The 20,078-nt window shown below is 69.4% G+C and carries 14 protein-coding genes and 1 tRNA gene; 5 read left to right on the forward strand and 10 right to left on the reverse strand.

Annotated elements, in window-relative coordinates:
* Window positions 1-352 precede the first annotated feature (352 nt).
* The 5 genes from CLV71_RS23000 to CLV71_RS23020 form a co-directional block, all read right to left on the reverse strand.
* Window positions 353-775 (reverse strand): hypothetical protein, encoded by a 423-nt coding sequence (locus CLV71_RS23000; protein ID WP_133904906.1) that lies wholly within the window; start codon window positions 773-775, stop codon window positions 353-355.
* Window positions 776-799: 24 nt separating this feature from the next.
* Complete coding sequence (locus CLV71_RS23005; RefSeq protein ID WP_133904907.1) at window positions 800-2,146, reverse strand: FG-GAP repeat domain-containing protein; 1,347 nt, start codon at window positions 2,144-2,146, stop codon at window positions 800-802.
* A 99-nt stretch (window positions 2,147-2,245) separates the two neighbouring features.
* On the reverse strand, window positions 2,246-2,683 hold the full coding sequence (locus CLV71_RS23010) for a M15 family metallopeptidase domain-containing protein (RefSeq protein ID WP_133904908.1): 438 nt from the start codon (window positions 2,681-2,683) through the stop codon (window positions 2,246-2,248).
* A gap of 65 nt (window positions 2,684-2,748) precedes the next feature.
* A complete protein-coding gene (locus CLV71_RS23015) occupies window positions 2,749-5,784 on the reverse strand; it encodes an AfsR/SARP family transcriptional regulator (RefSeq protein ID WP_133904909.1) in 3,036 nt (1,011 codons plus the stop codon).
* Window positions 5,785-5,895: 111 nt separating this feature from the next.
* The gene (locus tag CLV71_RS23020; RefSeq protein WP_208297694.1) at window positions 5,896-6,933 is read right to left on the reverse strand and encodes a LacI family DNA-binding transcriptional regulator; all 1,038 of its coding nucleotides are present in this window, start codon (window positions 6,931-6,933) and stop codon (window positions 5,896-5,898) included.
* A gap of 220 nt (window positions 6,934-7,153) precedes the next feature.
* Here CLV71_RS23020 and CLV71_RS23025 point away from each other — a divergent pair, with 220 nt between their 5' ends.
* Genes CLV71_RS23025 through CLV71_RS23040 form a run of 4 tightly spaced genes read left to right on the forward strand, consistent with a single transcriptional unit; the run spans window position 7,154 to window position 12,745 of the window.
* Window positions 7,154-8,467, forward strand: a complete 1,314-nt coding sequence (locus CLV71_RS23025; RefSeq protein ID WP_133904911.1) for an ABC transporter substrate-binding protein — start codon at window positions 7,154-7,156, stop codon at window positions 8,465-8,467.
* Window positions 8,460-9,407 carry a carbohydrate ABC transporter permease gene (locus CLV71_RS23030; RefSeq protein ID WP_133904912.1) on the forward strand — a complete coding sequence of 316 codons (948 nt, stop codon included), beginning with the start codon at window positions 8,460-8,462 and terminating at the stop codon, window positions 9,405-9,407. The genes CLV71_RS23025 and CLV71_RS23030 overlap by 8 nt, the downstream gene beginning before the upstream one ends.
* A complete protein-coding gene (locus tag CLV71_RS23035; RefSeq protein WP_133904913.1) occupies window positions 9,404-10,252 on the forward strand; it encodes a carbohydrate ABC transporter permease in 849 nt (282 codons plus the stop codon). The genes CLV71_RS23030 and CLV71_RS23035 overlap by 4 nt, the downstream gene beginning before the upstream one ends.
* Window positions 10,253-10,276: 24 nt before the next feature.
* Window positions 10,277-12,745, forward strand: coding sequence for a glycoside hydrolase family 2 protein (locus CLV71_RS23040; RefSeq protein WP_208297695.1), 2,469 nt, complete (start codon window positions 10,277-10,279; stop codon window positions 12,743-12,745).
* Here CLV71_RS23040 and CLV71_RS23045 read toward each other — a convergent pair.
* The 5 genes from CLV71_RS23045 to CLV71_RS23065 all read right to left on the reverse strand — a co-directional run bounded on the left by CLV71_RS23045 (window position 12,733) and on the right by CLV71_RS23065 (window position 19,280).
* Window positions 12,733-14,067, reverse strand: a complete 1,335-nt coding sequence (locus CLV71_RS23045) for an extracellular catalytic domain type 1 short-chain-length polyhydroxyalkanoate depolymerase (protein WP_133904914.1) — start codon at window positions 14,065-14,067, stop codon at window positions 12,733-12,735. The two genes, CLV71_RS23040 and CLV71_RS23045, sit on opposite strands and share 13 nt — an antisense overlap.
* A gap of 63 nt (window positions 14,068-14,130) precedes the next feature.
* Entirely contained in the window at window positions 14,131-15,531 is a 1,401-nt protein-coding gene (locus CLV71_RS49400; RefSeq protein ID WP_133904915.1) for a glycosyl hydrolase, read from the reverse strand.
* A 40-nt stretch (window positions 15,532-15,571) separates the two neighbouring features.
* On the reverse strand, window positions 15,572-17,002 hold the full coding sequence (locus CLV71_RS49405; protein WP_133904916.1) for a glycosyl hydrolase: 1,431 nt from the start codon (window positions 17,000-17,002) through the stop codon (window positions 15,572-15,574).
* A 646-nt stretch (window positions 17,003-17,648) separates the two neighbouring features.
* Window positions 17,649-17,720 (reverse strand) — tRNA-Val (locus CLV71_RS23060).
* A gap of 132 nt (window positions 17,721-17,852) precedes the next feature.
* Window positions 17,853-19,280 (reverse strand): LVIVD repeat-containing protein, encoded by a 1,428-nt coding sequence (locus CLV71_RS23065; protein WP_243866645.1) that lies wholly within the window; start codon window positions 19,278-19,280, stop codon window positions 17,853-17,855.
* Between the two features lie 110 nt (window positions 19,281-19,390).
* Here CLV71_RS23065 and CLV71_RS23070 point away from each other — a divergent pair, with 110 nt between their 5' ends.
* Window positions 19,391-20,056 (forward strand): DUF305 domain-containing protein, encoded by a 666-nt coding sequence (locus CLV71_RS23070; RefSeq protein ID WP_243866646.1) that lies wholly within the window; start codon window positions 19,391-19,393, stop codon window positions 20,054-20,056.
* Window positions 20,057-20,078: the final 22 nt, after the last annotated feature.

The raw sequence follows: 20,078 nt of genomic DNA on the forward strand, positions 1-20,078 counted from the left end.
ATGACGCGAGTCGGCGTGGGAGCTTGCGAGAACGGCTGTTGGCGCCCATTCAACAAGCCGTATTTGGGCGACGGCACAAAAAGGGCCCGCCGACAGCGAGGGCGCGTGTCGACGGGCCGAGTGCGGTGGGGCGGCCCTGCATCCGCGTCACCGGCACTGGACAGAGAGTGCCCGCTTCTCCGGCGGCCAATCCCTACTTTCGGAGGTTTCTGGGGTGCCGGTGGTCCGTAACCGGTTCCGGCGGTGTCTGACCGGGCGAACGACCTGGTGCCCCGCCTGGTTCGGCGCCTGAACCGTGGTTCCGGCAGGCCCGGACGACGTGCCGCGTCGCCCGGGCCGCCCGGTGGGAGTGCTACTGCGGCCAGATCACCCTGCCCTGGAAGTAGTTCCCGTCATTGCCGCCGGTGCCGTACCACGTCAGCCGGAAGCAGGTGCCGGGCAGGACGTCGGTCGCTATGTCCATGCGGCCGGGGCCGCTGTACTGGCGCCACGACGAGAACCTCCCGCCGTCGCACTTCGCCGCCGCCACGAACAGCTGGCCGCCGGGCCAGACACCGGGGCAGTCGGACGCGCCGGTGTTCGAGTTGAGGTCCAGGGCGATGTTGCCCCAGGCGTTGGTCGTCCGCTGGGTGCTGCCTGTCTGGGTCGCGTTGCGGACGGTGGCGCCCGCGCAGTGACCTGGTAGGGGCAGTGGCGCGGCTGTGGCCGGTGTGGCCAGGCCGACGACTGTCATCGCGGTGGCCGCGAGGGCCAGTAGTACCGTCGAGATCCTCATGATTCCTCCTTGTACTCAGTGGATTCACATCGCGTGGCGGAACGTTCCCCAGTCCTGGTCCAGTCGCCTCGCGGTCGAGTCGGCGATGGCCAGGCCGTTGTTCGGGTAGTACATGAGGTCACCGGCCGCGTTCACGCCGAGGATGTCGGCGTGGTCGTCGCCGCTGAAGTCGGAGGCGAACACGTGGAGGTACGTGCCGAAGCCGGTCCTGAGCTGGGCGGACCCGGAGATGTTGTACCCGTTGTTCGGGTAGTACAGGAGGTTGCCCGCGGCGTTGACGGCGAGGATGTCCGCGGCCCCGTCACCGCTGAAGTCCGCGGCCATGAGGTGCCTGATCGTGCCCCAGCCGGTGGCCAGGCGGCGCGCGGTCGAGTCGGCGATCGCGATGCCGTTGTTGGGGTAGTACATGAGGTCCCCGGCCGCGTTGACGCCGAGGACGTCGGCGTAGCCATCGCCACTGAAGTCGCCTGCGGTCACGTGGGTGAACGCGCCGAAGCCAGTCTTGAGCACAGTGCTCCCGGAGATGTTGAACCCGTTGTTGGGGAAGTACAGGAGGTTGCCCGCCGAGTTCACGCCGAGGATGTCCGCGGCCCCGTCACCGCTGAAGTCCGCCGCCATCACGTGGGAGTAGGACCCCCAGCCGGTGGCCAGCCTGCGTGCCGTCGAGTCGGCGATCGCGATGCCGTTGTTGGGGTAGTACATGAGGTCCCCGGCCGCGTTCACGCCGAGCACGTCGGAGTAGCCGTCACCGCTGAAGTCGGAGACCCTCTCCCCGTCGACGGCCTTGTAGCGGATGAACGTGAACTGGTTCATCTCGTCGTTGCTGTTTCTGCCGAGCTTGCCGACGTTGTTGTTCGCGTAGGGGTTCTGCACGGTCTGGCCGTCGCTGTTGAACGAGTAGACGTACGCGCCGTCGTTGTGGTTGGCCGAGTTCACCCAGTGCGAGAACAGCTCGATGTGACCGCCGGTGCCGCCGCCGTCGTTGTCGTAGACCATCGCGTCGCCCGCCTTCAACCCGTCCTTCGGGATGACCTCCATCCCGTTCCCGTTGCGGGCACGGGAGAGGAAGACGTCGGTGGTCAGGCTGGCCCCCAGGTGCCAGGCCATCGACACCAGCCCGGAGCAGTCCCGGCGATAGGTGTGGCTGCCCTCGAGGTCGGACGCCCACGAGCCGTTCATGTCGTAGGTGAGGTGCCGGTCGACCCAGTTCTGTGCTCTGGCCATGATTTCCGAGCGGGCGATCGTACCGCCCACAGTGGACGCCGAAGCGGCGGTGGGAGTGGTGAGAAGCGGTCCGACCGCGGCACCCAACAGGGCCAGCACGGCGCCAAGGAGGACGGCCACGGCTCTTGGCCGGGTATTCGATCTCATGTCATACACGCTTCCTGTGGGGTGGGGCCGAAGTTGGCGACGAGACCAGCATCGGCGCACCGGCTGCAGGTTCCCTGCAAATCCGCGGGTAGCGCGCTGTCAGGGGATGGGGTCGTACACCGGCGCCTGCGCACCCGTGCTCGCGCACCAGCGGGAGTCGCCGAACGACCAGTGCCACCAGGTGTCGCCGCCGACCATGCCGACGGCCGTCAGGGCGGCGGCGCACACGGGCCACTCCGGGGGCGGCGCCGCGGACCACAGTGCGGGTTCCGGTGAGCCGGAGACGTGGAGGGAGAGGTCCACGGCTCCGCCGGTCGCGTGGTCGGCCGCGTCCGGACACGGTCCCGCCCCGGCCGGGCCGTGGTGCCCCGACACGACCAGGAACCGCAGTGCCCTGGGGAGAAAGGTCTGCGCGGCCGTCAACCGGTCGACCACACCCGAGCGGAGGCGGACCCCGTCGGTGCGCCAGTCCGCGGTCCGCAGCGCGTGGACCCGCGCGAGATCGCGGAGCGGCTCGTCACGCTGGGTCGGGGACATCGCCGCCACGTTGCCCGCTCGCGCTGCAGGAACGCTGTCGATCCGCTGCAAAGGTGGTGCGGGCGTCAGTGCTCGGTGAACTCGCGGACGCCGTAGAGACCGAACACCTCGACCATCTCGGCGCGGAGCTTCGCCGCGGCCGTCACGTCGCCGCCTGCCTCGAGGGTGTCGGCGAGGTCCCGTTCGGTGCGTGCCTGGTGCAGCGGCAGGTCGATCGCCCGCCACAGCCGGATCGCGGCGCGCAGGTGACGCTCGGCGTCCGCCAGCCTGCCCAGGGCGAGATCGCGTTCGCCCATGGTGCGCAACGACATCGCCTCACCCCAGCGGTCGCCGAGAGACCGTGACGTGCTCAGGGCCTTGTCCAGCAACGCGTCCGTCTCCGAGCCGCGGCCGAGCCGGACGAGCGCCTTGGCCATCGACCGGGCGCTGTAGGCCTCGAGCAGACCGTCGCCGGTCTCCTGGAAGACCGTGCGTGCCTGCTCGCCGAGGTCGTAGGCCCGCTGGTACTCGGCGCGTGCGCGGTGCACCAGGCTGAGCGTGCGCAGCGTCATCCCCTCGCCCCTGCGGCTGCCGAGCCGCCGGAACGCCGCCAGCGCCTGGGAGACCAGCCGGTGCGCGTCGTCCAGGTGGCCGAGCTCCAGGTGTACCAGGCCGGCGAGCCGGTTCGAGTAGGCGAGCGACGACTCGTCGCCGAGCTCGGCGAACATGGCGTCGGCCAGCTCGAAGAAGTGCAGCGCCTCGGACAGGTAACCCTGTTCGTGGTTCGTCGTGGCGAGTGCGGCGAGCGTCAGGGCCTCGCCCCTGGTGTCCTTGAGCTCACGGAACACCTGCAGCGCCTGCATGAGGTAGGTGCGTGCCTCCGCGAGCCGGTCCTGCTTGTAGCGCAGCTGCCCGAACTCGGTGAGCAGCATGGCTTCCGTCTGCCTGTCGCCGGTACGGCGTGCCGCCGCGAGCGCGGAGTTGTGCGTCCGCGCCCACGCGTCGAACAGGTTGCTGACCGCGAACGACGCCGACAGCGCCGAGGCCAGGTCACCCGCGAGCCTGCCGAGATCCAGCGCGGCGGCCCGTTCGACGGCGGCCACCAGGGAATGGTGCTCGGTGGCGAACCAGGTGCCCGGATCGGCCAGCGCCGCCTGGACCGCGGGTGTCCGCCCTGGCAGCGGCTCCCGTTCGACGGCGGTCGCCCGCTGGGCACGCAGCGACAGGCCACCCGGCGGTCTGCTGGCCAGGATCGCGTCGACCAGGTGCAGCCAGCCCGCCACCACTCTCGTCACCGCGGCCGCCACCACGTCCGGTGGGTCCTCGGCAGCGGCGCGCTCGGTGCCGAAGATGCGCAGCAGGTCGTGCATCTCGTACCGGACCTGCCCGCACGCGTCCGCACCTGCGAAGGTGAGCAGGTGTGCGTCCAGCAGCTCCTCGACCACCCGGTCGACGTCGTCGTCGGTCGCGTCCAGCAGTGCGCCGACCACCCACACGGGGAACGTCGGCAGGCCGAGAGCACCCAGGCGGCGCACCGTCGCCCTGGCGTCCTCGCCGAGCGCGTCGTAGCTGATCCCGAACGAGGCCCGCACCTGCTGGTCGCCCGCGGACAGCTCGTCGAGTCTGCGGGTCTCGTCGTCGAGCCGGTCGGACAGCTGCGTGAGCCGCCAGTGCCGCCGGGTGGCCAGCCGGACCCCGATGATCCGCACCGCGAGCGGCAGCCGGGCGGACTGGTCCACGAGGCGGCGCAGCGCGGTCGGTTCCGCGGCGGCCCGGTCGTCCCCCGCGATGCGGGTCAGCAGTTCGCGGGCCTCGGCGGCCTCCAGCACGTCGAGCTCGGTGAGCCGGGCGCCGACGAGCCCGGCCAGGCGGTTGCGGGAGGTGACCAGCACGGCGCACCCCGGCGTCCCGGGGAGGAGCGGGCGCACCTGCGTCTCGGCCGCGGCGTCGTCGAGGACCACCAGCACCCGGCGGCCGGCGAGCACCGACCGGTACCGCTCGGCCTGTTCCTCCACTGTGGACGGTAGGCCGATCGCCGTGTCGCCGAGTGCCGTGAGGAACCGCGCGAGGACCGCCTCGGTCGACGCCGGGGTGCTGGTCGTGCCGTGCAGCTGGGCGAAGAGCTGGCCGTCGGGGAAGGCGTCGACCAGCTCGTGCGCGGCACGCAGCGCGAGCGTCGACTTGCCGACCCCGCCCTGTCCGGACATGACCCAGACCGGCACCGCGCCTGCCGACGCCGCACCCGACAGCCCGGTGGTCACCTCCGCGAGCTGGCGGCCGCGGCCGGTGAAGTCCGGCGGAACCGCGGGGAGCTGCGCCGGACGCGTACCGGTGGGGGAGGCCTGGGCCTTCTGGCTGGTCCCCGGCCGGGTCGCGACGCCGATGGCGTCCGGGTCGGACCGCAGGATCGCGTCGTGGGCTGCCCTGAGCACCGGTCCCGGCTCGACACCGTGCTCGTCGATCAGGAACTGCCTGCCCTCCCGGTACACGGCGAGTGCGTCGGCCTGCCGGTCGAGCGCGTACAGCGCGACCATGAGGTGGCGGCGCAACGCCTCGCGTGCCGGGTGCTGCCGCACCGCGGCGGTGAGCTCGCCGACCAGCGCCTCGTAGGTGCCCAGCGTGAGACCGGCCGCGGCCCGTTCCTCCAGCACCGACAGCCTGGCCTCCTCGAGCCGGGCCGCCTCGGCGGCGAGCGTCGACTGGGCCAGCTCGCCGAACGCCGGGCCACGCCACAACGACAGGGCCTCGTCGAACAGCTCCGCGGCACGTTCGGCGTCACCCCGTGCCGCCGCTGCCCGGGCCTCGGTGACGAGCCGCTGGAACCGCACGTGGTCGACGTCGTCCGGCTCGACCCGCAACACGTAGCCGGGTGACCGCGTCTCGATCAGCTCACTGCCGCGGGGCAGCCTCCGCCGCAGTGACGAGACGTAGGACTGCACGAGGTCGGTGGCCGTCGCGGGCGAGTCGTCGCCCCACACGACGTCGACGAGGCGGGACACCGAGACCACGCGCCCGGGAGCCAACGCGAGGGCCGCCAGCAGAGCACGCGGCTTGCCCCCACCCAGCGGTACCGGCGCCGCGTCGAACCAGATCTCCACCGAGCCGAGGACTCGGATCTCCATACGATCCCCCCAAGGACCTTTCGGAACCAGGAGTGTATCGAGAACGGGAGGCCGGGCGTGTCCGTCGCCGGCAGGTGGAGACTAGTGGAGACGTCGTGGGACGGATCGGCCTCAGGGACGCGGGGGAGCGGTCGACCCGCGTGGGATCAGGCGGGGCGGCTCGACCGCGTGTGAGGTCTGTTCCGCGCCGTTCACCACGGCGAACAGGGCGGTGGCGACCTCGACGCCGAACGCGTGGATGTCGTGGCTCATGGCCGACAGCGCGGGCCGGGTCAGCTGGCACAGCTGCGAGTCGTCCCAGGCCAGGAGTGAGAGGTCGTTCGGCACGGACAGGCCGAACTCGTCGGCGACGCCCAGTGCGGCGACGGCCATGAGGTCGTTGTCGAAGATGACCGCGGTCGCGCGGTTCTTCTGGAGCAGCAGGCTTCGGAAGGCGCGGCTGCCCTGGTCGGCCGAGAAGTCCGCGGTCGCCGTGCTGGTCTCCACGTCCAGTTCGGCCGCGATCGTCTCGAACGCCTGCTGTCGGATGACCGAGTGGCCGAAGTCCGGCGGGCCGGTCACCCTGCCGATGTGCCGGTGTCCGAGTGCCGCCAGGTAGCGCACGGCTTCCTCGATCGCCGCCGCGTCGTCGGTCCACAGCGAGGTGAACGGTCCGGCCAGCGACGGGTGGCCCACGACGACCGCCGGTAGGCCGATCTCCGTCAGTGCCCCGATCCTGGGGTCGTCGATCTTCAGGTCGACCAGGATGCTGCCGTTGATCCGGCCGCCCTGCCACCACTCCCGGTGGACGTCGATCTCGTCGCTCGTCTCCGTCACGCGGAGCAGGAGTGAGCAGTTGCGGCTCGAGAGCACGCTTTCGAGGCCGGAGATGAACTCCATGTAGAACGGCTCGAGCCCGAGCAGGCGGGCGGGCCGGGCGATCACCAGGCCGACGGTGTGCACCGCGTGGCCGGACAGGGTCGCGGCGGCGAGGTTCGGCCGCCAGCCCAGCTCCCGCACCGCGTCGAGGATCTTCTCGCGCGTCGCCTTCGACACGCCGGGGCGGTCGTGCAGGGCGATGGTGACGGCCGACGGTGACACGCCGGCCAGTGCCGCGACGTCCTTGATCGTCGCTTTGCGTGCCTTGCGGGCCACGCTCGCGTCGGTCAACGTCAACCCCTTCCTACGCGTGCTCCTGGTCCGGCGACGTGGTGGACCGTTACAGCGGAGTATAGCCAGCTCTCTGCCCACACCTCTACTAAAACGTTCTATGGACATGGGCGCGGGCGGCGTCTACGTTCGACAACCATCAGTCGCGCGGCGGTCCGGGTGAAGGCGACCCGGCCGCGTCGGGTGCGACGTGGCACAGGCGGACGAGGAGTAGTGCGCTATGCGGAGAACACGCTGGGGAATGGTGGGCGCGGCTCTCGCGGTCGGCCTGACCGGGTGCGGCGGAACAGGGCCCGGTGACCAGGACGTGGTCGAGGTGCCGGCCGACCCCGGCCAGGTCACCGGGGCGATCACGGTTCTCACCAACCGCACCGACCAGGTGCAGGACGGGACCTTCGGGCGGTATGTCGCGGAGTTCAACAAGGTCTACCCGAAGGTGAAGGTCGACTTCCAGGGCCTCACCGACTACGAGGGCGACGTCAAGATCCGGCTGAACAGCGACGACTACGGCGACGTGCTGTCCATCCCGAACTCGGTGCCCACGAGCCAGTACCCGACCTTCTTCGCGCCCCTCGGCGCGCGGGACACCGTGGCGGAGAAGTACGAGTTCACCGACAGCGCCACCGTCGACGGGCAGGTCTACGGCATCGCCAACATCGGCGTGGCCAACGGTTTCGTCTACAACAAGGCCATCTGGGAGCAGGCGGGCGTATCCGACTGGCCGACCACCCCGGACGAGTTCCTCACCGCGCTCGCGGCGATCAAGTCGAAGACCGGTGCGACGCCGTACTACACCAACTACAAGGACGCCTGGCCGTTGACGAACTGGGGCAACGCCCTCGGCTCGCCGAGCTGTGACGCGGCCGCCAACGACGCGCTCGTCGACACCGCCCGGCCGTGGGACAAGGGTGAGGACCTCAACGTCATCGACACCCTGCTGTACGACATCGTCCACAACGGACTCTCCGAGGCCGACCCCAACACCACCAACTGGGAGAACTCGAAGAACCTCATCGCGACCGGGAAGATCGCGACGATGTGGCTCGGGTCGTGGGCGGTCGCGCAGCTGCGCCAGGCCGCGGAGAAGGCGGGTGCGAACCCCGACGACATCGGGTTCATGCCGTTCCCGTCCCAGGTGGACGGGAAGTTCTGCACCGCGGTCCGTCCCGACTACAAGTACGCGGTCAACGTGCACAGCGAGAACAAGCCGGCGGCCAGGGCCTGGATGGAGTGGTTCATCAACTCCTCGGGGGACGCGCGGGACTCGCTGTCGATCTCCTCGGTCAAGGGCGCGCCGCTGCCCGAGAGCCTCCAGCCGTTCCAGGACGCGGGGGTGACGTTCGTCAACATCAGCTATGCCGACAACAAGGCCGTCCTCGACATCGACAAGGCGTCCGAGGTCGGCCTGAACGCACCCGACTACCGGCAGCGCATCGTCGACGTGGCACGGGGAGCCGCCGACGGTGACCTAGAGTCCGTCTTCGACGACCTCAACCAGAGGTGGTCGGACGCGAGGGACGCGGTCGGTGGCTGACCGAGGGGTGGGCATCGCGACCCGGGTGCCGAGTGTCCACCGTGGACTTCCGGTGGCGCCGCCACCGAAACGTGGTGCCCGCCTCGGCAACCGGTGGACACCGTGGCTCTTCCTGCTCGTGCCGCTGGCGTTCCTGGCGGTGTTCACGTTCGTCCCCGTCGCGGACATGTTCTTCTACAGCCTCACCGACTGGGACGGCCTCAGCCCGTCGCCGTCCTTCGTCGGCCTGGACAACTACGTCGACCTGTTCACCAGGCCGCAGCTGTTCCAGGTGTTCGCCGTCAGCCTCTTCTACCTCGTCGGCGCCGCCGTCCAGATCGTCGCGGCCCTGTACTTCGCGACGCTGCTCAGCTCGAAGCTCCGACTCCGCAACGTCTTCAAGGGGGTCCTGTTCTTCCCCTACCTGATCAACGGGGTCGCGATCGGGTTCGTGTTCCTCTACTTCTTCCAACCCGACGGCACGCTCGACACGGTCCTGCGGCTGGTCGACGTCGACCCCCGGCTGTGGCTCGGCGACCCCGGCCTGGTGAACACCTCGCTCGCGAGCGTGTCGGTGTGGCGGTTCACGGGGCTGAACATGGTGCTGTTCATCGGGGCGATCCAGTCGATCCCGCCGCAGCTGTACGAGGCGGCGGAGCTGGACGGCGCGACCCGGTGGCAGCAGTTCCGCCACATCATCGCGCCGGGCATCAGGCCGGTCATCAGCCTGAGCGCGATCCTGGCCGTCTCCGGAGCGCTGTCGGTGTTCGAGATCCCGTTCATCATGACCGGCGGGTCGAACAACAGCGAGACCTTCGTCATCCAGACGATCAAGCTCGCGTTCAACTTCAACAAGGTGGGGCTGGCCTGCGCGGCGACCGTCGTCCTGCTGGGCATCGTGCTGGTGGTCACCTGGCTCCAGCGGCGCATCGTCCCGGACGAACGGGTGGAGCTGTCATGACGGCGCGGACCGAGTTCGCCCGGGGCGGCGTGGTCACGTTCGCCAAGTACGCGTCGCTCGTGGTGGCCAGCCTGGTCGTGATCGTGCCCCTGCTGGCCATCGTCCTCACCTCCCTGCGCACGAGCGACGAGATGGCGGCAGGCGCGAGCGCGCTCTCCATCCCCCGGAACTGGTTCAACCTGCACAACTACGCGGTGGCGTTCACCCAGGGACGGATGCCGCTGGCGCTGTGGAACACCGCGTTCATCCTGTTCTTCTCGTTGCTCGGCACGGTGTTCGTGGGATCGATGACGGCCTACGCGGTCGACCGCCACCACTTCCGGGGAAGGCGGGTGGTCCTGGCGCTGTTCCTGCTCGCCGCGCTGGTGCCGAGCGTCACCACCCAGGTGGCGACGTTCCAGGTGGTGAACACGATCGGCGTGATGAACACGCGGTGGGCACCCATCCTGCTGTACACCGGAACCGACATCGTCTCGATCTACATCTTCCTGCAGTTCATCCGGTCCATCCCCCTGTCCCTCGACGAGGCCGCGCGCATCGACGGCGCCGGCCCGCTCACCATCTACTGGCGGATAGTCCTTCCGTTGCTGCGTCCGGCGATCGCCACGGTCGTCATCGTCAAGGGCGTGGCCATCTACAACGACTTCTACATCCCGTTCCTGTACATGCCCGCGCAGGACCTCGGCACCATCTCGACCTCGCTGTTCCGCTTCAAGGGCCCGTTCGGTGCGCAGTGGGAGGTCATCTCCGCGGGCGCCGCGCTCGTGATCCTCCCCAGCCTGATCGTCTTCCTGGCACTGCAGCGGTTCATCTACAGCGGCATCACGGCAGGCGCGACCAAGTAACCCCTCTTGACCAGGAGTCGTGGTTTGACCAGAAGCACACCTCTCACGTCGGGCTGGACCCTGCGGCTGGCGGGCGGTGAGGCTCCCGCCGACGTGCGTCACGTGGCGGTGCCCGCGCAGGTGCCCGGGTCGTGCCACACCGACCTCATGGCGGCCGGGCTGATCCCCGATCCGTACCAGGACCTCAACGAACTGGCGCTGACGTGGGTCGGGCGAGCCGACTGGGAGTACCGGACGATCCTGGACGACCTCCCCGAGCCCGGCGAGCGCACCGAACTGGTGTTCGACGGACTGGACACGGTCGCCGCCGTGTCACTCGACGGCGACCTCCTCGGTACGACCCGGAACATGCACCGCTCGTACCGGTTCGACGTCACCGGCCGGGTCACGGCGGGTTCGGTCCTGTCGGTGCTGTTCACCTCCGCCTACACCGAGGCGGAGGGTTTGCGTGACCGGCTGGGATCGCGCCCGAACGCCTACCCGGAGCCGTTCAACTACGTCCGCAAGATGGCGTGCGGCTTCGGGTGGGACTGGGGGCCGACCCTGGTGACGGCAGGCATCTGGCGCCCGGTGCGCCTCGAGACCTGGAGCACCGCGCGGCTGGCCGTCGTGCGCCCGCTCGTCACCGTCCACAACGGAACGGGGAAGGTGGCGGCACATCTGGAGCTGGTACGGACGGACTCCGGACGGCACCACACCCTCACCGTCACCGTCGCCGTGGGCGCGACCACGGCGACCGTCACGGTCCCCGCACTGGACGACAAACCCGTGGTCCACCTCGACGTCCCCGACCCCGCCCTGTGGTGGCCGCGCGGCTACGGCGAGCAAGCTCTGCACACCTGCACTGTCACGCTCGCCGACGCGGCGACCGGCGAGGTCCTCGACCGCTGGGAGCGGCGGATCGGTTTCCGCACCGTCGAACTCGACACCGCACGCGACGACCACGGCAGCGCGTTCACGGTGAAGGTCAACGACACCCCGGTGTTCGCGCGGGGCGTCAACTGGATCCCGGACGACGCCCTGCTCACCAGGGTCACCCCCGAGCGCTACCGGCACCGCCTCGACCAGGCCGCCGACGCCGGGGTGAACCTGGTCCGTGTCTGGGGCGGCGGGATCTACGAGGACCACGCCTTCTACTCCGCGTGCGACGAGCTGGGGCTGCTCGTCTGGCAGGACTTCCTGTTCGCGTGTGCCGCCTACCCGGAGGAGCAGCCGCTGCGCGGTGAGGTGGAGGCCGAGGCGCGGGAGAACGTCGTCCGCCTGATGCCGCACCCGAGCCTCGTGCTGTGGAACGGGAACAACGAGAACCTGTGGGGATTCCGCGACTGGGGCTGGGAGACGGAGCTGGCGGGCGACAGCTGGGGTGAGGGCTACTACCTCGGCCTGCTGCCGCGTGTCGTGGCGGAGCTGGACCCGACCAGGCCGTACTACCCGGGCAGCCCGTGGTCGGGGTCGTGGGACCGCCACCCCAACGACCCGGCGCACGGCCCGACGCACTCGTGGGAGGTGTGGAACCGCCGGGACTACACCGACTACCTGGCCGACGTGCCCCGGTTCGTCGCCGAGTTCGGCTGGCAGGCGCCACCCGCGTACGCGACTCTGCGTGCCGCGCTCCCGAACGAGGAGCTGCGACCGGACTCCGCCGGAGTGCTGCACCACCAGAAGGCCGAGGACGGCAACGGGAAGCTCGATCGCGGCCTGTCCCACCACTTCGCGAGCCCGCGCACGTTCGACGAGTGGCTCTACCTCACCCAGGTCAACCAGGCACGCGCGATCGCCACCGGTGTCGGCCACTGGCGCTCCCAGTGGCCGGTGTGCGCCGGGACCGTGCTGTGGCAGCTCAACGACTGCTGGCCGGTCACGTCCTGGGCGGCCATCGACGGCGCGGGCAGACCCAAGCCGCTCTACCACGAGCTCCGCCGCCTCTACGCCGACCGGCTCCTCACCGTCCAGACGCGGGACGGGAAACGGGTGCTGGCCGTCGACAACCAGTCCGACCGTCCGTGGGAGGGCACGGTCCACGTGCGGCGGGTGCTGGTCGAGGGCACCACCCTGGCCGAGGCGGCGGTGCCGTTCGCGGTGGCACCGAGAGCCGTTCAGGTGCTGCCCGTCCCGACTGGGGTCCGCGAGTTCACCGATCCCCGCATCGAGGTGCTGGTCGCCGACACGGGAGAGCTGCGGGATGTCGTACTCGGCTGCCCGGACAGCGAGTTCGACTACCCTGCGGCGGAGCTCGAAGTCACCACCGCACGGCTGCCGGACGGCCTCACCGTCACCATCACCGCGGGCACGTTCGTCCGTGACCTTCTCCTCCAGGCCGACCGCCTTGCTCCGGCGGCGACGACCGACCGCGGCCTGATCACCCTGCTGCCCGGCGAGTCCTGTGTGGTCACCGTGCGGGGCGTCACCGAGGTCACGGCCGCCGACCTGCGTGCCGTTCTGTTCACCGTGAACGACACGCAGTCGGCGTTGGACAGGCCTCAGCGGGTGTAGCGGGTGAAGAACTGCCACATCAGGGTGTTCGCGTTGATCTCCTGGGTCGTGCTGCCGTTGCCGGGGGAGGGGCGCGGGGTCCCCGGCCACGTGTGGCCCCCGTCCGACACGGTGTAGAGGACCACGTCGGCTCCGCACCGGTAGGCGGTGGACGTCACGTGGGTGCTGACCGTCGTGGAGGTCGGGCTCCCGGTGCAGCCGTTGATGGCGGCCCACCGCTGCTGCGCGGCAGGCACGGAGTAGCGCCAGACGTCGCTGCCGCCGCCGTCGTACGGGTTGGTCGCGTCCTGCCTGCCGTGGAAGGCGACGACCGGCACGGACACGGAGGGACGGCACGACGCGGTGTCCGGCCGCGAGGCGTCGGCGGGATCGGGCCGACCCGCGCGCAGACCGGCGACGGGCGCGATGGCGGCGACGCGGTCGGGCCGGGCACAGGCGTACGCGGAGGTCATCCGCCCGCCGCCGGAGTACCCCGTGGCGTAGACCCGCTTGGGGTCACCGCACAGCGAACCGGTCAGCGTCGTGATGACCTGGTCGAGGAAGGCGACGTCATCACGCGAACCGGGTGGGTAGGAGCCGACGCCGGGCACGTTCCACGCGTACCCGTCGCCGTTCGGCATCGCGCCGCTCGGCGCGGCGACGAGGAAGCCGTTGGCATCGGCGGCGACCTTCATGTCGCTGTAGTACAACTGGTTGGCGCCCCAGCTGCCCGTGCCGTGGAGGTTGAGGACAAGCGGCGCGGTGGCGGGGGCACTGGCGGGCACGTAGACCGTCACGTCGTAGCGCGTGCCACCCAGGACCACGGGGACGGCGTGCTCACCGACGGGCACGGCGCGTTGGCACCCCTGGCCGGTGGGCAGGGTCCAGCGCTGGTTGGTCTGCCCGTTGCAGGTCCACACCTGGAGCGGCGTGCGGTCGGCGTCGGACTGCCCCCTCGCGTCGAGGCAGCGCCCGGTGGCCGGGTTGACCAGCGTGAGGCGTGCCGGGTCGTAGGTCCATTGCTGCTGGGGATTCCCGTTGCAGTCCCACAGCTGGACTTTCGTGCCGTCCGCGTTGATGCCGCCCTGCACGTCGAGGCACTTGCCGAAGGCACGCACGGTCCGGTCGGCGACGACCGTCCACTGCTGCGCTGCGGTGCCGTTGCACGTGTAGAGCTGAACCGGGGTGCCGTTAGCCGTCGCCGAGGCGGCGACGTCGACACATTTGCCTGCCAGCCCGGTGATCGGGCCCGTCGCGTCGGCCGCCCGTGCCGTCGCGGCGATCCCCGTCGCGGCCGCCACGGCCAGGAGAGCGGAAAGCGTGGTGTGCAGGAGTCTGCGCATGATGGTGTCCCGTCGACGAAGGTGGCCGGCCCGCGTCGTGGCGGGCCGGCCACCGGGGGTGGGTCAGGCGCTCAGAGCCCAGTTCTGCCAGGCGTTCGTGTTGCAGTCCCAGATCTGGAGCCGGGTGCCGTTGGCGCTGTTGCCGCTCGGCACGTCGAGACAGCGCCCGGACTGCGGGTTGCGCAGGTGCGCGCCGTCGACCTGCCACCCCTGCGCGCCGGAACCGTTGCAGTCCCACAGCTGGATCGACGTCCCGTTCGCGGTGCCCTGCCCCGTGACGTCGAGACACTTGCCCAGCGCCCGCAGAGTGCCTGCGGAGTCCGCCGTCCACGTCTGCGCGGCCGAGCCGTTGCAGTCGTAGAGCTGCACCGCGGCGCCGTTGGCGGTGCTCGACCCCGCGATGTCGACGCACTTGCCGCCCACGCCGGTGATGGCGCCGGTCCTCGGCGGCGTGGTGGTACCGCCGGAGATCGTCAGCTCGCCCTGGTTCAGGACCCGGGGGTGGAAGTAGCCCGCCTGGATCTCGGCGTTGGTGTTGTTCTCCCGCAACTGCTCGGACCACACCATGAAGTAGGTCCACCGGGTCTGACTGTCCAGAAGGGACGCGTTGGGCACCTTGCCCAGCTCGGCGATGGCGATCGGCTTGCCTGCCGCGATGTTCTGGATCTGCTGGTAGTCGGCCTGGCTCGGATAGCCCTTGTACCAGGCGTCGAGCGACACCACGTCCACGTACTGCGCGCCGGGGTAGTAGGCGGCCCAGTTGCCTGCCGGGTTGTCCTGCACGTTCCACACCCAGATCAGGTTGTCCAGGCCCTTGCCCACGAGGTAGTCGTGGGTGATGCGGTAGAGCAGGGCACCGCCGCCGGACCCGGGCCGGTTGCCCCACCAGTTCCACGACTCGTTCATCTCGTGCAGCGGCCGGAACAACACCGGCACGCCCGCGCTCTTGAGTTGCTGGAGGTAGGGGACGACCTCGTCGAGGCGTCGCTTCCACGCGGTGTTGAGAGCCGTGCCGTTCGTGACGATCTGCGTGAACTGGGTGCTGGAGATCGAGGTCTTGACGCCGCCGTCGAACTGACAGGTGCTGCCGCCGGTCGGGGTGCACACGTGCCAGGTCAGTGCGACCAGTGAGCCGTTGGCCCACTCGGTCTTGGCCTGGTCGATCACGCGCTGCCGGTTGGCGACGTCTTCCGGCCGGAACATCAGGTCCCCGCCCCACAGGCCCGGGTACTGACCGGTGACGTCCTTGACCTGCTGGGTGTACTGGCCGGGCTGGCTCGCGGGTTCCTTGTTGTGCTGGCCGGAAACGATGTTGCGGCCGGTGATCGAGCTCAGGTAGTTGATCACCTGCTGTCTGGTCGACGGCGGGAACGCGTCGGCCCGCGGTGCGACCGCGGCGGTGAGGCCCGCTGTGACGAGCACGGTCATGAGGCCCGCGCGGGCACGGGGAGAGAACAGGCGCATCTGGACTCCTCCTTGAGTCGGTCTGCGTGTGGGACGGGAGCTAGGGCAGGGTCCACTTCTGCCAGGCGTTCGTGTTGGCGTCCCAGATCTGGAGCCGGGTGCCGTTGGCCGTGTTGCCGCCGGGCGCGTCGAGATACCGGCCCGACTGCGGGTTGCGCAACTGTCCATTCTGGAACTGCCACTGCTGGGCGCCGGAACCGTTGCAGTCCCACAGTTGGACGAGGGTGCCGTTGGCGGTGCCCTGCCCGGTGACGTCGAGACACTTGCCCAGCGCGCGCAGGGTTCCGTCGGTGCCCACGGTCCACGTCTGCGCGGCCGTGCCGTTGCAGTCGTAGAGCTGGACGGCGGTGCCGTTGGCGGTGGCCGAACCCGCCACGTCGACGCACTTGCCGCCCACGCCGGTGATCCGCCCGGTCCGTGGCGGCGTGCCGTTCCCGGTGGGGATCGAGATCTCACCCTGGTTGAGGACGCGGCCGTCGTAGTAGGTGGCCTTGACGCCGTCGTTGGTGTTGTATTCCGGCTTGGTGAGCCAGTCGATCCAGACGCTGAAGTACGTCCACTTCGGCTGGGCCGCCATGCTCGCGGGCGTCGGTGCCCGGCCGACCTCGGCCAGTGCGATCGGCTTGCCGTGGGCGATGGCCTGGATCGCGTTGTACCACTCCGTCGACGGGAAGTACTGCACCCACGCGTCCAGCGTGACCAGGTCGACGTACTGGTCGCCGGGGTAGTAGTCGGCGGCGCGGGAGGCCCCGCCCGCCACGTCCTTGACGTTCCACACCCACACGATGTTGTCCAGGCCTCTGCCGGTCAGGTAGTCGTGGGTGATCTGGAACAGCTTGCGGCTGCCGTTCGCGCCGGGGCGACCACCCCACCACGCCCAGCCCTCGTTCATCTCGTGCTGTGGGCGGAACAGCACCGGGATGCCGGCGTCCTCGAGCTGCTGGAAGTACGGCACGGTCTGGGCGAGGCGGGTCTTCCACGCGTTGTTGAGCGCGGTGCCGTCGGTGACCAGCTCGTTCCACTGGCTGTCGTCCAGCCAACTGCCCTTGACCGGCCAGCTGCCACCCTCGAACTGACAGGTGGCGACGAACGTGACGCAGGCATGCCAGGTCATCGCGGGGATCGTGCCCGCGGCCCACGCCGCCTTGGCCTGGTTGATCACGGTCTGTCTGTTGTCGATGTCGCTCTGGCTGAAGCCGAAGTCGCCACCCCACACCCCCGGGTACAGGCCGGTGATGTCGTGCACCTTGCGGTACCACTGCGACGGGTTGCTGTTGGGACCGTCCTGCTGGCCGGAGAGCCAGTTGCGCCCGGTGATGCTCGTGAAGTAGTTGACGACGTCGGCCCTGGTCACTCCGGTTGGCGCCGGGGGCACCGCGGATGCGGTGGCGCCGGTCGTGGCCGTCGCGCCGAGGGCCAGCGCGGTCGCCACGACGGTCACCAGGGATCGTGTTCTGCTGCGCAGGGACATGGGTCGTGACCTTTCGCGTGAGCGTCGCACGCCGACGTCACCTGGCCTGCGGGGCCAGTGAACTGGAGCGATTTACTACCGGCGCGGACGCGAACGTGCGAGCTTGAGATCCAGCTTGTGAGGCACTATAGGTCCAGACCTCTACGAAAGTAGGCGGTCTGTGCGAATGCTGTCAACGGCCAGCTACTAAAACGTACTAGTCAAATGAGGTCAACAGGTCGCCGCCGGCGGGCACCGTCCACCACCGCGGCATCGAGTCCACGTCGTCCGGCGTCTGGTAGTCGAGCGCTCGTGAGTTCGGTTGGCCACCGGCCGGCGATCCGCTCGGCCAGCGGCGCGGATGGACCGGACAGCCCTGCCACCCACTCGGTGCCGGGACAAACCGCGGGCGCGTCCTGCAGCCGCGCCAGAACCGCCCCGGTCGCTCGCACCTGGTCGGCACTGGTGGTGTCCAGGAGGCTCCCCACGACCTCGCGCTACAGACACGTCGAGGTGCCGCCGGCCTCCGCCTGAAGCCTGCCGTCGAGCGTGGCGACCGGCGTCGAGACCGGCCGCCAGGGCAGCGGTCACCGACGGTCTGGCACGCCCATGGCACCAAACGAGGTCAGGCCTCGCCGAAGCGAGGCCTGACCTGCGTGAATGTCGGTGGGCGATACTGGGATCGAACCAGTGACCTTTCCGGTGTGAGCGGAACGCTCTCCCGCTGAGCTAATCGCCCTCAACGACGTGCGAAAGCCTACCCGACGCCTGTTCCGGGGCCGCGCGGAGGGGGTCCAAACGATCATCACCCCGAACGGGCCAGGCCCCGCGGGCTGGTGTGCCCGCGGGGCCTGACCTGGGGGACAAGCCACTACCAGCGGTAGTAGTTGCCCTGGGTCTGCACGTTCAGCTCGTCCATGTGGACGAACTTCGCCGGGTTGGTCCTCGGGTCGTTGATGCTCAGGACGTCGAAGCCCTTGCCGAGATCGGACGAGAAGATGTACCCGTTGTAGTAGTAGGCCGACCAGGTGCCGCCGCCCGTGTTGGGGTCCGCGGCTGGCCCGCGCTCGAAGAAGCCGATCTTCTTCGGGTGCGCCGAGTTGGTGAAGTCCCACACCTGGACCCCGCCCATGTACCAGGACTGGACCATGATGTCCTTGCCGGGCACCGGGATGAGCGAGCCGTTGTGGGCGACGCAGTTCTCCGAGTCGTCCTGGTAGCGGTCGATCTTGAAGTAGCTGCGGAACACCAGCTTGCGCTGGTCACCACGACCGACGATGTCGTAGATGCCGTCCGCGCCGCGGTCGGGGCCGATCGCGGCGTTGCAGGTCGCGAGGCCGCCGCCGCCGAGCTCGTCGGTGAAGATGACCTTGGTGCCCGCGTTGTTGAATGTCGCCGAGTGCCAGAACGCGAAGTGCACGGTGTCCTCGACCCGGTTGATCACGCGGGGTGCCGTGCGGTTGGAGATGTCGAACAGGACACCGTCACCCATGCAGGCGCCCGCGGCCAGGTCCTTCTCCGGGTACACGGTCATGTCGTGGCAGCCCGAGGTGTCGACGCCACCGGAGGTGCCGCTGCCGGTGTCGGGGCCGTCGTAGCCGCCGTCCGGGAACAGCACCGGCGTCGACACGACCTTGGCCGCCGTCGGGTTGCGCAGCGGCACCTCGACGATGGAGATCAGGTCGTGCGGCGGCTGGCACTTCGCGATCGTGGTCGACGGACCGTACGACTGCACGTACAGGTAGGCCGTCCTGCGGTCCTTCGACGGCACCAGCGTGTGCGTGTGCGAGCCGCACGCGGTCTCCACGGACTTGATGTACCTCGGCGCCCGCTTGTCGGAGATGTCGAAGATCTTGATGCCCTCCCAGTACGGCAGCGAGCCGTCGTTCTGGGCCACTGACGTGCAGGAGTCGTCGCTGCGCCTGGAGTCAGTCGACAGGAAGAGCAGGTTCCCCGTGACCGAGACGTCGTTCTGGGAGCCCGGGCAGAGCACCTGGGTCAGGATCTTGGTCTTCTTGGGGTTCTTGATGTCGTAGATGGTGAAGCCGTCGTAGTTGCCCTGGAACGCGTACCTGCCCTGGAACGCGAGGTCCGTGCCGGTGGACGTGCTGTTGGCGAGCGGAGCGGTTTGCGGGATGTTCAGCTCGTGCTTCATGTTCGGGCTGGTGACGATCTCGTCCGGGCCAGGGATCTCCTGGGCCGCGGCCAGTGGGGCCGAGATCGTGCCGAGCGCCAGTGCGGCAGCGCCGATCGCGGCGACCGTCACTCTTCGTCGCCAGCCGTGCAGGGTCGAGCTCACGACAGGTGTCCCCTCCTCGTGCCGTTGGGATGACACATTATGAGCAGGTAAGTCAGGAATAAACTAGATCTAATCCAGCGATCCGCCGGCAGATGGGAAACCGTTTTCCTGTGAGCAAGACATACTGGACATACCGGCGCTCCGTAGTCGTGCTCGGGGCTGTCCTCGCGCTCGGTCCCCTGGCCGCCTGCAGCACCACGCCGCCCCCGCCGAGCAACCCCGGGCCGGTGATCGTTCCTGGCAGACCTGGTGAGGAGGCCAGCACAATCGCGCCTGGCGAGGCCACCGGGATCGACGTGCCGGAGCCCAACGACGCCGACAAGCACTTCATGCAGGACATGATCGTTCATCACCAACAGGCGATCTGGATGTCGGACCTCGCGCCGGAGCGGGCTTCGTCAAGAGACGTAAAAGAGCTGGCAAGCCGCATCTCCGACGTCCAGGGGCTCGAGATCGGCGCCATGAACCGCTGGCTGTCCCTGCACGCGGTACCGACGGTCAACCCGACCGCGCCCGACCACCACACCGCGGGCGACCACGGCGCGATGCCCGGCATGGCCACCCAGGAGCAGCTCGACCAGCTCCGGAACGCCAGGGGCGCCGCCTTCGACACGCTCTGGCTGCAGCTGATGATCGCCCACCACCAGGGCGCGCTGACCATGGCCGAGGAGGTCCGCCAGAAGGGCCTGGACGTGAAGGTCCAGGAGATCGCCGACGACGTGGTGGTCGAGCAGACCGACGAGATCCAGCGCATGCGGGCGTGGCTGAACGGCTGAGGAGAAACCCGCAGGCCAACTG

The organism is Actinophytocola oryzae (genome assembly GCF_004364325.1).
Classification (GTDB): Bacteria; Actinomycetota; Actinomycetes; order Mycobacteriales; family Pseudonocardiaceae; genus Actinophytocola; species Actinophytocola oryzae.